Origin of the sequence: Acinetobacter sp. KB005, from assembly GCF_049949095.1 — a bacterium.
Taxonomy (GTDB): Bacteria; Pseudomonadota; Gammaproteobacteria; order Pseudomonadales; family Moraxellaceae; genus Acinetobacter; species Acinetobacter calcoaceticus.
This window is the reverse complement of the sequence record NZ_CP188191.1, coordinates 2,478,580-2,493,544: the sequence shown is the minus strand read 5'-3', so window position 1 is coordinate 2,493,544 and position 14,965 is coordinate 2,478,580. Positions and strand designations below refer to the sequence as shown.

Here is a 14,965-nt window from a genome sequence, read left to right as displayed (position 1 = left end):
ACTTAAAGTTGTCAGCTATTTGACAAATTAATGATTTTTTTCATGGATGGCCCAATATTGGACATTATTTATATTAACCGACTAAAAGAAAACACATGGTTTAGTGTGCTTCCAGAAGCATTCCAAAACTTTATTCTAGAACATGGTAAGCAAAGAACCTTTGAAAAAAATAGTTATGTTTTCCGTGCCCAAGATGTGTTTGATGGCATTTATACCGTGCTTGAAGGCTCAATTAGCTTAGGTTATGTCGATGTAAATGGTAATGAAGCACTTTCTGCTATTGCTGAGCCAATCATGTGGTTTGGTGAAATATCCCTCATTGACCATGAACCGCGCTCGCACGATGCGATTGCTTTGAAAAAAAGTACGGTTCTGCATATTCCTGCAATGCCCTTAAATGAACTACTCAAAGAAAATCCCTATTACTGGTACTATTTTGCTCGTTTAACGAGCCAAAAACTCAGGTATGTCTTCTTAGAACAGATTGCTATACAAACACGCAGTATTTCTCAAAGGCTTGCTCAGCGTCTTCTATTTATTTTAGAAGGTTATGGTAATCATATTCTCATTCAAGATCATCACATCCATATTTCTCAAGAACAATTGGCAAATATGCTGACCACCTCCAGACAGACCATCAACCATGAGCTAAGCCTGCTCGAAAAACAGAAAATCATCAAAATTGCTTTTCGAAAAATTGAGATTCTAGATATTGAGAAATTGAAAGTAGTTGCTCAAGCACAATCCTAATTTTTTAAAAGCGGCTAAATAATAAAAACTTAAAATTAAATTAAAAAATTAGATAACACTGCAAATCAAAACATTGTTCAAACTCTATTTCCACAAAATAAATGTTTTAAAGCAGATATTTTCATTTTACACTCAGGCTGAGCAATAATACTCAACAAGGCGCTGATTAACATGAAAAAATTATCAACAATTCTTACAGCAGGCGTATTGGCTATGCTAAGTGTTTCGGCATTTGCATGTCCAAAAGGAACTCAATTACAAGGCGGTACAGGACCAAATCATAAAGGCGGAAAATGTGTTGCTGCACACGGCAAAGCAACTGCTAAAAAAGAAGTAGCAAAAGCAAAACAAGATGTTAAAAAAGATATGACTGAACAAAAGCATGAAGCCATGACGAAATCTATGCATGCTCAGCATGATGCAAATCAAATGAAACATGACGCGATGAAACCAGCAACAAAACCTTAATTAACATTCACTCATTATCGTTTAAAAGCAAAAAAGCGAGATTGATCATCTCGCTTTTTATATTTGTCTGCTTTATTTTGGAGAAGTATTTCCAAGACTTGGCTTCTCAATTGCATCCTTACATTGAGCTTTATCTCGCTCATAATCTGCCTGCTTCTTAGCAACCGAATCATTATTTTCAAGCGTTTCACGTGCCCACACATCTAGACTAGTAAGAGCTTTACGACAAAGCGCGTATTTCCCTTCTGTCACTGAGTCAGTCATTTTCACATTAATACGCCAGTCCGTACTCAATTGACGTAAAGGTTTACGAACTTTGTCATCGATTTGACTCAGTTGCTTTTCATAAACCAAATGCTCAACCGTATTAATTAATGTCCATGCTTTTTGAGCATAAACAGTTGCATCATTGGTTAGTTTCGGTGCTGGTTTAATTTCTACTTTTTTTTCTGCACCCTGATTACCATTGTCACAGCCCTGCAATGTAAAAATACTTGCACTCAACATGGCGATATAAACTAAACGAATCTTTGCGTTGAACATATCAAACTGCCGATTAAACATTTCGGCACTATGCTATTAAATTCGGCTACAATACTCAATCTTTCAAGTATTTTTATCATTTGGTTTATTGCCAAGGTGCATTGTGTCCAAACAACAATTGATGGCTGATCAAACGGCAACTTTTTGGCAAGGTGCCAAAGATAGTCAAGCTATCGTACTCACCTATTTACCCGTTTCTTTTGCCTTCGGTGTTTCTGCATCTCAGTTTGGTTTTACACCATGGGAAGCTTTTTTCCTATCTTGCTCAATGTATGCTGGAGCCAGTCAGTTCTTGGTTGTCGCACTTTTGGCTAGTGGTTCATCTATCTGGTTAACTGCATTAACAGTCATTGCACTTGATATTCGCCATGTGCTTTATGGACCAGCGCTATATAACCTTATTCCCAACAAGTTAAATCTTAAAAAAACGGCGGTTTGGGCATGGGGATTAACCGATGAAGTTTTTGCAAGTGGCATGATCCAACTTTCACAACGTCGTCAGCAATGGTCTGAGTCTTGGATGTTAGGACTTAGCCTATTTAGTTGGATGGCTTGGGCAAGTGGCTCTTTACTGGGCGGATTATTTGCAGATCAGGTCACTCATCTTCCAAAATTTTTACAAGCAGCATTAGACTTTTTACTTCCAGCTTTATTTTTGAGTTTCTTGTTAGCGGCTTTTGAGCGAAAGCATAGCCTTGTAGTCGCTGTATCTTTAGTCGTTTCAGCTTTAGCCTGCTATTGGATTAACTTATCTGCTGCCATTTTTATTGGTATTCTTTCAGGCATTTTAGCAGGCCTGTTTAAACATTATGTTTTAAGACAACAAGATGAGGTCGAAGTTTAAAATGAACCTAGAGATTATTCTGGTCGGCATAATTGTGGGTATTGCTAATTTCGCCTCACGTTTTGGACCATTCTTTGTTATACAAAAGCTGCAAGGTACACAGCAAAGACGCGGTTCAGTCTGGTTAAAAATTGCTTTGGGCTGTATTGGTATATCTGCAATTAGCGCCATGCTTGTGGTTGCGACCCTTCCACCACTTCTTGAAAATCCAGATAAAAGCCTAGCTATGCTTATCGGCTTTTTGGTTTTAGCGGGACTTTATTTTAAATTTAAGAAAATTGTTCCAGCAACTTTAACTGCCGCAATTGTTTATGGCCTGATCTATACTTATTTACCTTTATAAATAGATAAACTCATCTTCCTTATATAAACTACAACCTAGCCAGAAGCGTTTAAGATGGAAACTTCTGGTATGAAAAATCTAATTTTTTGAATTGATTAAAAAGATAACTTCATCTACCCATTAGAGATAAAAATGTCACAAGTTAAAATTTACGCAAATGAACAAACGATTATGCAATATCGAGAATTACTTTCTCATGCCATACATCAAGCACTCATTGAAGAATTGAAATATCCGGTTGAGAAAAGATTTCAACGTTTTATTAGCCTTAAACCGGGAAACTTTATTTATCCTTCTGACCGTAGCCAACACTACATCATCATTGAGCTTTCAATGTTTATAGGTCGTAGTACAGAAACGAAAAAGAGACTTATCCAAACATTATTTCGCAATATTGAAGAACAATGCAAAATAGCGCCTCAAGATATCGAAATTACAATTTTTGAAACACCTAAAGAAAATTGGGGTATTCGTGGTAAAAATGCAGATGAGCTACTTTTAAACTATCAAGTTAATGTCTAAATAAAGTACATTCTTAATTGTCCGACAAAATTCATTTTTTATGCGTTATAAGGCTTAACTCCACCATAAGTTCTGCTATGCTTAAAAAAATAATTTTGTCAGGATGATTCGCATGAGCGTGACACTCGGTACCCCCCTTCAATCTTCTGCATTTAAAGTTTTATTGTTAGGTTCAGGAGAGCTTGGCAAAGAAGTTGTAATTTCCTTACAACGCCTTGGTGTAGAAGTACATGCAGCCGACCGTTATGATCATGCGCCAGCCATGCAAGTTGCACATTTTTCTTATGTGTTAAATATGGCCGATCCTACTCAATTAAAACAGCTCATCGAAAAAATTAAACCGAATTTAATTGTTCCAGAAATTGAGGCCATCGCTACAGAAGTTCTTGTTGAAATTGAAACGAGCCAAACTGCAACCGTTATTCCTTCTGCTAAAGCTGTAAACCTGACAATGAACCGTGAAGGTATTCGTCGTCTTGCTGCTGAAGAACTTGGTTTACCTACCTCTGCTTACCGCTTTGCCGACTCACTAGAAAGCTTCCGCGCCGCTTCTGATGATATTGGTTATCCAAATTTTGTAAAACCAGTGATGTCATCTTCAGGTAAAGGCCAATCTCGTGTAAAAAGCTTCGATGAAGTCGATGCTGCTTGGGAATATGCGATGCAAGGTGGTCGTGTTAACCAAGGTACGGTCATCATTGAATCTCAAATTGATTTTGATTTTGAAATTACATTACTTACCGTTCGCGCTAAAAACCCTGAAACTGGTGAAATCGAAACTCACTACTGCGACCCAATTGGTCACCGTCAAGATGCAGGTGATTATGTAGAAAGCTGGCAGCCTCAACCAATGACACCTGCTGCACTTGAAGAAGCAAAACGTATTGCAAATAAAGTGACAACAGCACTGGGTGGCTGTGGTATTTTCGGTGTAGAACTGTTTATTAAAGGCGATAAAGTCTGGTTCAGTGAAGTATCACCTCGCCCACATGATACAGGTCTAGTGACTCTAGCATCGCAATTTCAAAGCGAATTTGAACTGCATGCTCGTGCAATTTTAGGATTACCAGTGAGCACAGCTCGCCATAGTGTTGCTGCGAGTGCAGTTATTTATGCAGGAGTGGATGCCAACAACTTAAGCTACAGCGGCTTAAATACGGCGTTAGCCAATCCAAATACTGACCTACGCCTGTTTGGTAAACCAGAAGGTTTCAAACGACGTCGTATGGGTGTAGCAACTGCTCGTGCAGAAAATACTGATCTTGCTCGTACTTTAGCGAAAGAAACCGCTGATCAAGTAAGCGTAAAAACCAACTCTTAATATTTACTTATTGGTAGACCCATTTTCATGATCAATACATCGCCATTGCTGAACTACGTTACAAGCCATCATGATATTAAAGCCATTAATCAATGGCGAACGGATGTAGAAAAGCAATTGCAGGATTCATATGAAAATGGGCAATCGATTCGAGAAGTCATTAAAGCGCGCTCAGACCTCGTTGATGAAGCACTGATCTTTTTATGGAAACATGCCGAACTCGACCAGACAGGATTAGGTCTTTTTGCTGTGGGTGGTTATGGGCGCCGTGAAATGTTGCCCTATTCCGACGTTGATATCATGATTTTGTCAGAACATGAAATTAACGAAGAAAACGAAAAGCGTATTTCTACATTTATTTCCTCTTTATGGGATGTTGGTAATTTTAAACCCGGAATTAGCGTTCGTACCATCCAAAGCTGTGTTGAACAAGCTGCTACCGATTTAACTGTTGCAACTACACTCATCGAAGCTCGTTTAATTACGGGGAATAGTCAACTTGCAAAATGGCCGCGTCGTATTGTTTCGCAAACGTGGACAGACAAAACCTTTTTTGATGCAAAAATGGCTGAACAAGCCAAGCGTTACCACCAACACAACAATACTGAAAGCAATTTAGAACCAGATATTAAAAATGCACCTGGTGGCATTCGTGACATTAACCAGATTGGCTGGATTGCCAAGCGTCATTTCCGCGTAAACCGCATTTATGACTTAGTACATTTAGGTTTTATTTCAGAGTTTGAATTAACAGTTTTAGAAGAGGCTGAAAGTTTTCTTTGGGAAATTCGCCACCATTTACATCGTTTAGCGAAACGTGATGAAAACCGTCTTCTGTTCGATCATCAAAGAGAAATTGCGGCTCAATTTGGTTATGTCCGTCAAGAAGGCCAACCTGTAAATTATGGTGTTGAGCAGTTCATGAAACGCTACTACCGTACCGCACAACAGGTTTCTACCCTCAATGAAATGTTATTGGCCTATTTTAGCGAATCGGTCATTACTCCGCGCTTACCAAATTACGAACGTAAAATTGAAGAAGTTAATAATCATTTTAAAATCGTTGATAACAAGCTTGCAGTACAGCACCACAAAATATTCGCAGAACACCCAAGTGCTATTTTAGAATTGTTCTATATTTTGGCTAATCGACCGGATATTGAAGGGATCCGCGCTCGTACTTTACGCTTACTTATTCTTGCTGCAAAACGCATTAATCAAAATTATCGAGATAATCCTGAACATCAAGCGCTGTTTATGTCGATTATTCGCTCACCCTATCGCCTATACGATACTTTAGTTGCGATGAAGCGCTATGGTGTTTTAGGAAACTATATTCCAGCATTTGGCCAAATTATGGGTCTTATGCAATATGACTTATTCCACATCTATACAGTCGATGCTCACACATTATTATTACTACGCAACTTAAACCGTTTTAAAGAACCTGAGTTTGCTAAAGAGTTCCCTGTTGTAAGCTCTGTTTTCCAACGTCTCGCACGTCAAGATATTGTATTTATTGCTGCATTATTTCATGACATTGCTAAAGGCCGTGGTGGAGACCATAGTGAACTCGGTGCAGAAGATGCAATCGAATTTGGACGTGCGCACGGCTTTACAGAGCGTGAATGCAAATTAATTGCATGGCTCATCCACAACCATTTACTCATGTCACTGACTGCTCAGAAAAAGGATATTTCCGATCCAGATGTTGTTAAAGATTTTGCTGAAAAACTTGGCGATATGGAACATCTCGATTATCTATATACCTTAACGGTTGCCGATATTAATGCGACGAATCCAAAACTGTGGAACACATGGCGTGCTTCACTTATGCGTCAACTTTATACGCATGCCCGTGATGTAATTCGTACAGGTTTAAGTCGCCCTGTTGACTATCAAATGCTGATTGAAGACACCAAATTTGCAGCAAGTGAATTACTGGTGAATAACTTCTCATTAGCAGACGTCGAAAAAGTATGGCAAGAGCTGGGTGATGAATACTTCATTAAAGAATCAGCAGATGAAATTGCATGGCACACTCAAGCAATTTTGAAACACGGTGATAATCCAGAGCCATTAGTACTGTTGCGTGCTCACCGTAAAGCTGCCCAAGATGCAGTGCAAATCTTTATATATACGCGTGACCAACCCAACCTTTTTGCCACCACTGTTGCAGTTTTGGACAAAATGAATTTAGACGTTCAAGATGCAAAGATTATCACGGCAAGTACGGCATTTAGCTTAGACACCTATGTTGTGCTTGATCGTTTCGGGACATTGCTGACCGACCCTGAACGCGAAGAAACCGTTAAAACTGCATTAGTAAAAGCGCTTAGTCAGCCAGATCAATATCCAGGACTCATGCAACGTCGAATTCCACGTCAACTACGTCATTTTGATATTGAAAATACAGTTGACGTTACATTGAATGAAGCGTTACAGCAAAACATGGTCGAAATTTCAACACTTGATCACCCTGGCCTACTTGCACGCGTAGGTGGCTTATTTATGATGCAAGGTTTAGACATCCATTCAGCTAGAATTGCAACTTTAGGTGAACGTGCAGAAGATATTTTCTTTGTCACGAAAAAAGATGGAAAACCATTAAATAACGAAGAGGTCAAACTCTTCTCGGAAAAGCTTAAAGCTGCATTAGATGAAGCATCTAATCAAATTTGTCAGCATTGAAACTCAACTAATTGGTAACTGTTTAATGAACTCTAGCTTGTCGTTATTGCACCCGTATCCATTTGAAAAGTTAAACCAGCTTTTTAAGGATATCACTCCTGCTAATCTCCCATTGATTCCACTATCAATTGGTGAACCTAAGCACCCAGCACCAGAGTTTGTTAAACAGGCAATAATTGACAACTTTAACCATCTATCAACTTATCCGAATAGTAAGGGTTTGCCAGAGCTTCGCCAAAGTATTGCAGAGTGGTTAACTCAACGCTTCAACCTGAATAGCATCAGTGCAGAAAATCATATTTTACCCGTATCAGGTACTCGTGAAGGGATTTTCTCATTTGTTCAGGCGCTCATTAACCGTGAAGATGCACCGTATGTAGTAATGCCGAATCCGTTTTATCAAATTTATGAAGGTGCAGCTCTACTCGCTGGTGCAAAACCTTATTTCATCAATTGCACCGAAGAAAATGGCTATTTAGGTGATTTTGATGCTGTACCAGCAGAAGTATGGGAAAAAACCGCCCTTCTTTTTGTATGTACACCAGGTAACCCAACAGGTACTGTGCTTTCTAAAGAGCAATTCAAAAAGTTAATTGCCTTATCTGATCAATATAATTTTGTTATTGCTTCTGACGAATGCTATTCAGAACTTTGGTTCGATCAAGCACCTACAGGCTTATTAGAAGTTTGTGCAGAACTTGGTCGTGATGACTATAAAAACTGTGTCGTATTCCATTCACTTTCTAAACGCTCAAACTTGCCGGGTTTACGCTCAGGTTTTGTAGCTGGTGATGCAGAATTATTAAAACCATATTTGCAGTACCGTACTTATCATGGTGCAGCAATGCCTGTTCAACATCAGCTTGCATCAATTGCAGCTTGGAATGATGAAAGCCATGTTGAAGAAAACCGTAAGCAATATCGTGCAAAATTTGATTTATTCCAAACCGAACTAGGTCACTTATTACCTCTGCAAAAGCCAGATGCTGGTTTTTATTATTGGTTAAAAGTTGATAATGATGAAACTTTTGCCAAGATGCTAATGGAAAAAGCACATATTAAGGTTTTACCTGGTCGTTATTTGTCACGTGACACAGATCAAGGTAACCCCGGGGAAAATCATGTACGTATGGCTTTAGTTGCCGATTTAGCGCAATGCGAAGAAGTGGTTAAGCGTTTAAAAGCAATTCTCTAAGCATAAGCAAAGTGTACAGCCTTTAGTAATATTAAAGGCTGTACACTACATTAACTATAAATAACCAGCAGTACTGCGAAAAATATAAAAGCCAGACTAGAGCAATAATATAGGCCCTTAGCAGAACGTTTAAGCTGTTCTAGAACCCGATTTTGAAGCAATAAGCGAACCAATAATAAGTTCCAAGCAAGCACGACCCCAGTCATCCACGTACACATCAGCAATTTTTGAAACAGACTAAAGTCATGCTGAATGAGCAACATTAAGCTGCTATAAAACATGATATTTTTCGGATTAAGAAGGCTAGATTGTATTCCTAACATTAAGCTCTTAACTTTATCCTGCTGTTGATGCTCTTGATCCATCAAACCATTTTTTTCAATAGCAAAAGTTAAGGTGCCAGACCGAGCCGCACTAAAACAAAGGTAATTCAAATAAACCAAATACCCAGCCCCAAGCCATTTAAGTACTAAAAGAATGTTCGTACTCAAATTTCCAAGCAACATAAATCCAAACATACAGGCCATCAAAATCAAGGCATTACCAAAAGTAATTCCCACAATGACGCCATATGTATAGCGCGAACCCTTTTGCAAAAGACTGGTAAGAATCAGAAAGAAGTCAGGTCCCGGAGATAACAAAGCTAAAAAATGGGTAAAGGCAATAACTAAAAAAACTTCCATAACGGCTTCATCTGTAAAACAGTATGGAATAGCTTAAAAATAGAGAAAAATAATTTCTTGTAAATTATTGCGCGGCAACGAGTTGGAACTGACGAGGAGTGATTCCTGTATGGGCTTTGAAAGCTTTATGAAAATGGCTCTGATCACTAAAGCCTAAATTTACAGCGAGCTCTGCGAGTGGAATACCTTGTTTTAATTGTGCTCTGGCCTGATTAATCTTTAAATTAATTTGAAATGCATGAGGTGTTAAACCAACATTGGCTTTAAATAGGCGAATGATTGCATATCGACTAAGGCCAACCTGTTGAGCAAGCTCTTCTAAAGAAATAAATCGTTCGGATGATTTAATAATATGAACTAAGTCCAAAAAGCTTTCATACAAATATTGAGTTTTCTGTATTTCTTCTAATATAAAATGAGGTAATAACAACTGTGTAAGGCAATAGATCAGCGACTGTTCTTTTTCGAGAATTAATTTTTGAGAATCAAATAAAGTTTCATTCATATCAGAAAAAGCCTGATATAAATTTTCATCTTTAATAATGAGAGGTCTATGCTGGGGCAAATTTAAATCAAAGCCCTCTTTTTGAAACTCGGCATACCATTGATTAAGCCAAGATATATCCAGATGCAACATCTGGTAACTCCAAGCCTGATCAGGCAGCGGGTTACAAGAATGTTCAATGTGGGCAGGCACAATGACTAATGTGCCAGCAGAAATCTTTTGTGCTGTACCAAATGAGCTTTGAAAAACGCTATTCCCTTCGTCTATAGCTCCAATAGAAAATGTTGGATGACTATGAGACTTATAACATGTTCGGCTAAAACAAGACCTTCTGGTTTCAACATAAGGCATTCGCCCATCCTGCCAAAACTCAAAAGCTTGAGGAATAGCGTTCATTGAATTCATTAACTTGCTAATGCTTTTTCAATATCAGCTTCTAATGCCTCTGGTTTAGTCGTAGGAGCATAGCGATTTAACACAGCGCCATCTCTTCCCACCAAAAATTTGGTAAAGTTCCATTTAATCGTGCTACTACCTAAAATACCTTTAGCTTCACGTGTTAAATATCTAAAAATCACATGAGCTTCCGGTCCTTTTACATCAACTTTTGCAAACATCGGGAATTTCACCCCATAGTTGCGCTGACAGAACGTACCGATTTCTTTATTGTTACCTGGATCTTGCCCCCCAAACTGGTTGCAGGGAAAACCTAAAACTTCCAAACCTTGATCTTTATATTTCTCATAAAGTTTTTCAAGGCCAGCAAATTGTGGTGTAAAGCCACATTTACTTGCAGTATTTACAATTAGTAAAACTTTACCTTTGTAATCAGCTAATTGCTTAACTTCACCCTCTAACAGTTCAGCTTCAAACTGATAAATATTACTCATGGATAGGTTTCCTCATCATTTTTTTCTTGTGATTTCAGTTGTAATGATGCCGAGTTTACACAATAGCGCAAACCAGTCGGCTGTGGTCCATCTTCAAAAACATGCCCTAAATGAGCTTCGCAATCATGACAAACAATTTCAGTTCTGACCATACCATGCGATAAATCGTCATGTTCTTCAATTGCAGTTGGCTCAATCGGTTTAAAGAAGCTAGGCCAACCACAACCACTGTCATATTTGGTATCTGATGCGAACAATTCTGCACCGCAACAACGGCAGACATAGGTACCATGTTGCTTAGTATTCCAGTATTGCCCCGTAAATGCAGGTTCAGTGCCCTTTTGTCGTGTGATCCGATACTCTTCTGGTGATAACTCTCTTTGCCATTCCCGGTCTGTTTTATTGACTTTTCCCATGACATGCACCTTTATTCTGATGTAAACATTTCTGATGATTGAGTTTTTATATTTACGCCATTCATCACAAAAACACTAGTCTCTGAACGTAAAATTTGTTGGAATTTAATCATCTAAGCAATAGAAAGCAAAAAGTAAGCAAAATTCAAAATAAAAAGTAAGCAAATTTATGTTTTATTTTCTTCCAAGGAAGCAAAGATGGTGCTATTCTTGTTTGGCACGGTTGTACAGGACAAAACATGTCTCAGAAAAAAAGTGTGCTTTTCCAGCAACTATTACCAGTTATCAAACAGTATCAGCAATCGGGCTTTACCCATGAAAAAATTGTTGAATTGCTAAAAGATCAACACGATCTGAATTTGGTAACAGTTAAAACATTTAAAAGTTATTTATACCGATATGCAAAAGTGAATCCAGCTATGTCTAAAAATACTGCTACCCTCCAATCAATGCCAACTTCTCGAGAAATAAAGAAATCATCGAAGCTTGAGCATGTTTGTTATGACATTCGCGGACCAGTATTACGAGCCGCCAATGAAATGGAAGAGCAAGGACATAAAATCATCAAGCTAAATATCGGTAACCCTGCTCCATTTGGTTTTGAAGCACCACAAGAAATTATTAATGACGTTGCTTTAAACCTGCCAAATGCAATTGGTTATGTTGATTCAAAAGGTATCTTCCCTGCTCGTAAGGCAATTTGTCAGTATTACCAGCAAAAAGGGATCTTAAATATGCATGTCAATGACGTGTATATTGGCAACGGTGTATCTGAACTCATTGTCATGGCTATGCAAGGCCTATTAGATGATGGCGACGAAATGCTAATTCCAATGCCAGATTATCCACTTTGGACAGCAGCTGTTAATCTTTCAGGTGGTACGGCAATCCACTATAAATGTGATGAAGAAAATAGCTGGTATCCAGATATTGCTGATATTGAAAGTAAAATTACGCCGAACACACGCGGCATTGTCATTATTAACCCGAACAACCCGACTGGTTCAGTATATCCACGTCATGTGCTTGAACAAATTGTCGCAGTTGCAAAGAAACATGACTTAATTTTATTTGCTGACGAAATTTACGACAAAATTATTTATGACGGCATTGAACATGTTTCAGTGGCGTCATTAGCTGGTGACCAGCTATGCGTATCTTTTAATGGCTTATCAAAAGCTTATCGTATTGCAGGTTTCCGTTCAGGTTGGATGGCAATTACTGGTGACAAAAGCCGTGCTGCTGACTATATCGAAGGTTTAGATATGTTGGCATCGATGCGCCTATGTGCAAACGTTCAAGCTCAATATGCGATTCAAACCGCCCTCGGAGGATATCAATCAATTAATGACCTGATTCGTCCGGGTGGCCGTTTATACGAACAGCGTAATATTGCTTGGGAAATGCTAAATGAGATTCCTGGGGTAAGCTGCGTGAAACCAGAGGGAGCAATGTATTGTTTCCCTCGCCTCGATCCGAACATCTATCCAATTGAAGATGACGAAAAGTTAATGCTGGATTTGTTACGTGCAGAAAAAGTGTTATTGGTGCAAGGTACGGGCTTTAATTGGCCAACTCCAGATCATTTCCGTGTGGTTTTTTTACCTGCTGAAAATGAATTACGAGAAGCAATTACTCGTTTAGGTCGTTTTTTAGCCAACCGTCGTTAAAAAAATGCATATCAAAAAAGGCATCTTAAATTGGATGCCTTTTTTGATAATTCTATTTTATTATTTAAAAAAAAGAATAATCGCAAATACTTTCACCCTCCTACCCACTCAAAAACAACACTTTGAAGTTAAATACTTTTCATTAGAAATTTAATTCTTTTAACCTTTAAATTCAGCCTAAAAATTTATTTATATATTTTTTACCATACGTTTAATTTTGTATGTAATTTCGCATTTTCCTCTATCTTGATTATGCAAAAAATGCATGGATCAATATTTTTTTGCATTTCACACTGCATCAAAATCGAGCAACAATCCATCTCCATAACAACATCACCATATTCGATTCGGTTTAAACAGATACAGATCTAGGAAGATAAAATCGTTAAAACGACCGGACTGAACTAACAAGGAAAGCTTTCAATTATCCAAATCCCATCAAAGGATGATTGAATCAAATGGATAGAGGTTCATATGAAGCAAAAGAAATTGCTCAAGTATATTGTTGTTGCTATTTTACTTGGCATACTGACAGGTTGGATTTGTCACCACTTCTTTAATGAAGGTGAACAATTGAAGCAAATCGCTTCTTATTTCAGCATTATTTCAGACATCTTTTTACGCTTAATCAAAATGATTATTGCTCCATTGGTATTTGCCACAATTGTTGCAGGCATTGTATCAATGGGGAAATCTACATCAATTGGAAGTATTACACTTAAGTCAATGACTTGGTTTATTACTGCTTCGTTTGTATCGCTTGCAATCGGTATGGGATTAGCTAACTTTTTCCAACCTGGTGCAGCTTTAGATTTAGCATTACCAACAGCTCAACAACTTAGTGGCGCTTCTCTCCCAGCGACCACTGGCTTTACACTACAATCATTCTTAAGCCATGTTTTCCCACGCAGCATTGCAGAAGCAATGGCCAACAATGACATCCTACAAGTACTCGTTTTCTCAATCTTCTTTGGTTCAGCTCTTGCTTTTGTAAATCAAGGTAAAGAAAAAGACTCTGTCATTATCCGTTTGACTGAAGAACTTAGCAAAATCATGTTCCGTATTACCGATTACGTCATGATGTTTGCACCTTTTGCAGTATTTGCTGCAATCGCTTCAGCAATTACGGTACAAGGTTTAGGCTTGATTGTTGACTACGGTATTTTAATCGCAGAGTTCTATTTCGGTCTTCTGTTGCTTTGGATTATTTTGTTCTCTGTTGGTGCAATCGTACTTAAAAAAGATATTTTCCGCTTAGGCAAATTAATTCGCGAACCTGTAACACTTGCTTTTGCTACAGCTTCAAGTGAATCTGCCTACCCTAAAGTAATGGATGCACTAAATAAATTTGGTGTACCTAAAAAAGTGACTAGCTTTGTATTACCTTTGGGTTATTCATTCAACCTAGATGGTTCAATGATGTACACCACGTTTGCAGTACTGTTTATTGCTCAAGCTTACAACATCGATCTTAGCTTCACTCAACAAATCTTAATTCTGTTAACGCTTATGGTAACAAGTAAAGGTATTGCGGGTGTATCACGAGCTTCTATCGTGGTTATTTCAGCAACACTTACCATGTTCCATTTACCTGAAGCAGGCATTCTCTTATTGCTTGGTATCGATCAGTTCCTTGATATGGGTCGTACTGCAACAAACGTAGTAGGCAACAGTATTGCTACTGCCGTAGTTGCCAAACTTGAAGGTGATAAAGTAGCTGACACTGAAGAACTACCAGAGCCTGTATTAATTAAATCAACTCAAGAACAAACGACCGCTTAAGTTTCTCTTTTCTCCCACTCTCCCAACTTAAGAGCAATTTTATATGACCTTATAAAATTGCTCTTCTTTTTATTCTAAAATTAAATAATAAAAATTTATCTGTATTTTCATATTAAATAATGAACCAAATAACAGCTTTTAACTCCTATTAAATTTTCTTAAAGTAAACCTTAAAAAGAGAATAAAAATCACCCAAACAGAATTTATATTCTTAGAAATAAACATCAAGTGATTAAATTTTAATTCATTTTATTACAACTTAATTATATTAAACTATTGTAATAATTATTTAGCTTCTCTACTAAAAAAATTATATAATTTTATTTACAAATAATATTTTTT

Annotated in this window: 15 protein-coding genes; 10 read left to right on the top strand and 5 right to left on the bottom strand. The window is 37.8% G+C overall.

Annotated features, from left to right (window positions below):
- Positions 1-42 precede the first annotated feature (42 nt).
- Together ACPF64_RS11975 and ACPF64_RS11970 are read left to right on the top strand one after the other, a co-directional pair.
- Positions 43-750, top strand: a complete 708-nt coding sequence (locus tag ACPF64_RS11975; protein WP_426453473.1) for a Crp/Fnr family transcriptional regulator — start codon at positions 43-45, stop codon at positions 748-750.
- Positions 751-921: 171 nt separating this feature from the next.
- The gene (locus tag ACPF64_RS11970; RefSeq protein WP_003651320.1) at positions 922-1,218 is read left to right on the top strand and encodes a hypothetical protein; all 297 of its coding nucleotides are present in this window, start codon (positions 922-924) and stop codon (positions 1,216-1,218) included.
- Positions 1,219-1,290: 72 nt separating this feature from the next.
- On the opposite strand, the gene ACPF64_RS11965 is transcribed toward ACPF64_RS11970, so the two are convergent.
- Entirely contained in the window at positions 1,291-1,761 is a 471-nt protein-coding gene (locus ACPF64_RS11965) for a hypothetical protein (RefSeq protein WP_199987316.1), read from the bottom strand.
- Positions 1,762-1,882: 121 nt separating this feature from the next.
- On the opposite strand from ACPF64_RS11965, the gene ACPF64_RS11960 reads away from it, so the two are divergent.
- The 6 genes from ACPF64_RS11960 to dapC all read left to right on the top strand — a co-directional run bounded on the left by ACPF64_RS11960 (position 1,883) and on the right by dapC (position 8,677).
- On the top strand, positions 1,883-2,605 hold the full coding sequence (locus tag ACPF64_RS11960) for an AzlC family ABC transporter permease (protein ID WP_426456141.1): 723 nt from the start codon (positions 1,883-1,885) through the stop codon (positions 2,603-2,605).
- 1 nt (position 2,606) lies between these two features.
- Positions 2,607-2,948, top strand: coding sequence for an L-valine transporter subunit YgaH (gene ygaH, locus ACPF64_RS11955; protein ID WP_042896596.1), 342 nt, complete (start codon positions 2,607-2,609; stop codon positions 2,946-2,948).
- 132 nt (positions 2,949-3,080) lie between these two features.
- On the top strand, positions 3,081-3,470 hold the full coding sequence (locus ACPF64_RS11950) for a tautomerase family protein (protein ID WP_005041253.1): 390 nt from the start codon (positions 3,081-3,083) through the stop codon (positions 3,468-3,470).
- 103 nt (positions 3,471-3,573) lie between these two features.
- Positions 3,574-4,791 (top strand): formate-dependent phosphoribosylglycinamide formyltransferase, encoded by a 1,218-nt coding sequence (purT, locus tag ACPF64_RS11945; RefSeq protein WP_426453470.1) that lies wholly within the window; start codon positions 3,574-3,576, stop codon positions 4,789-4,791.
- 27 nt (positions 4,792-4,818) lie between these two features.
- Positions 4,819-7,482, top strand: a complete 2,664-nt coding sequence (gene glnD, locus ACPF64_RS11940) for a [protein-PII] uridylyltransferase (protein WP_003651309.1) — start codon at positions 4,819-4,821, stop codon at positions 7,480-7,482.
- A 25-nt stretch (positions 7,483-7,507) separates the two neighbouring features.
- On the top strand, positions 7,508-8,677 hold the full coding sequence (gene dapC / locus ACPF64_RS11935; protein ID WP_426456140.1) for a succinyldiaminopimelate transaminase: 1,170 nt from the start codon (positions 7,508-7,510) through the stop codon (positions 8,675-8,677).
- Between the two features lie 50 nt (positions 8,678-8,727).
- Here the strand turns inward: dapC and ACPF64_RS11930 are convergent, their stop codons facing one another.
- From ACPF64_RS11930 to msrB, 4 genes are all read right to left on the bottom strand, one after another.
- Positions 8,728-9,360 carry a LysE family translocator gene (locus ACPF64_RS11930; RefSeq protein ID WP_426453467.1) on the bottom strand — a complete coding sequence of 211 codons (633 nt, stop codon included), beginning with the start codon at positions 9,358-9,360 and terminating at the stop codon, positions 8,728-8,730.
- A gap of 64 nt (positions 9,361-9,424) precedes the next feature.
- Complete coding sequence (locus ACPF64_RS11925; protein ID WP_426453465.1) at positions 9,425-10,270, bottom strand: AraC family transcriptional regulator; 846 nt, start codon at positions 10,268-10,270, stop codon at positions 9,425-9,427.
- Complete coding sequence (locus ACPF64_RS11920) at positions 10,270-10,755, bottom strand: glutathione peroxidase (RefSeq protein ID WP_003651303.1); 486 nt, start codon at positions 10,753-10,755, stop codon at positions 10,270-10,272. The genes ACPF64_RS11925 and ACPF64_RS11920 overlap by 1 nt, the downstream gene beginning before the upstream one ends.
- A complete protein-coding gene (gene msrB / locus ACPF64_RS11915; protein WP_003651302.1) occupies positions 10,752-11,171 on the bottom strand; it encodes a peptide-methionine (R)-S-oxide reductase MsrB in 420 nt (139 codons plus the stop codon). Before msrB ends, ACPF64_RS11920 begins: the two co-directional genes overlap by 4 nt.
- Positions 11,172-11,410: 239 nt before the next feature.
- Between msrB and ACPF64_RS11910 the strand changes: the two genes are divergently transcribed.
- A complete protein-coding gene (locus tag ACPF64_RS11910) occupies positions 11,411-12,841 on the top strand; it encodes a pyridoxal phosphate-dependent aminotransferase (RefSeq protein WP_004642531.1) in 1,431 nt (476 codons plus the stop codon).
- Positions 12,842-13,315: 474 nt separating this feature from the next.
- Positions 13,316-14,623 (top strand): dicarboxylate/amino acid:cation symporter, encoded by a 1,308-nt coding sequence (locus ACPF64_RS11905; RefSeq protein WP_017390497.1) that lies wholly within the window; start codon positions 13,316-13,318, stop codon positions 14,621-14,623.
- The last annotated feature ends 342 nt before the right edge of the window (positions 14,624-14,965 follow it).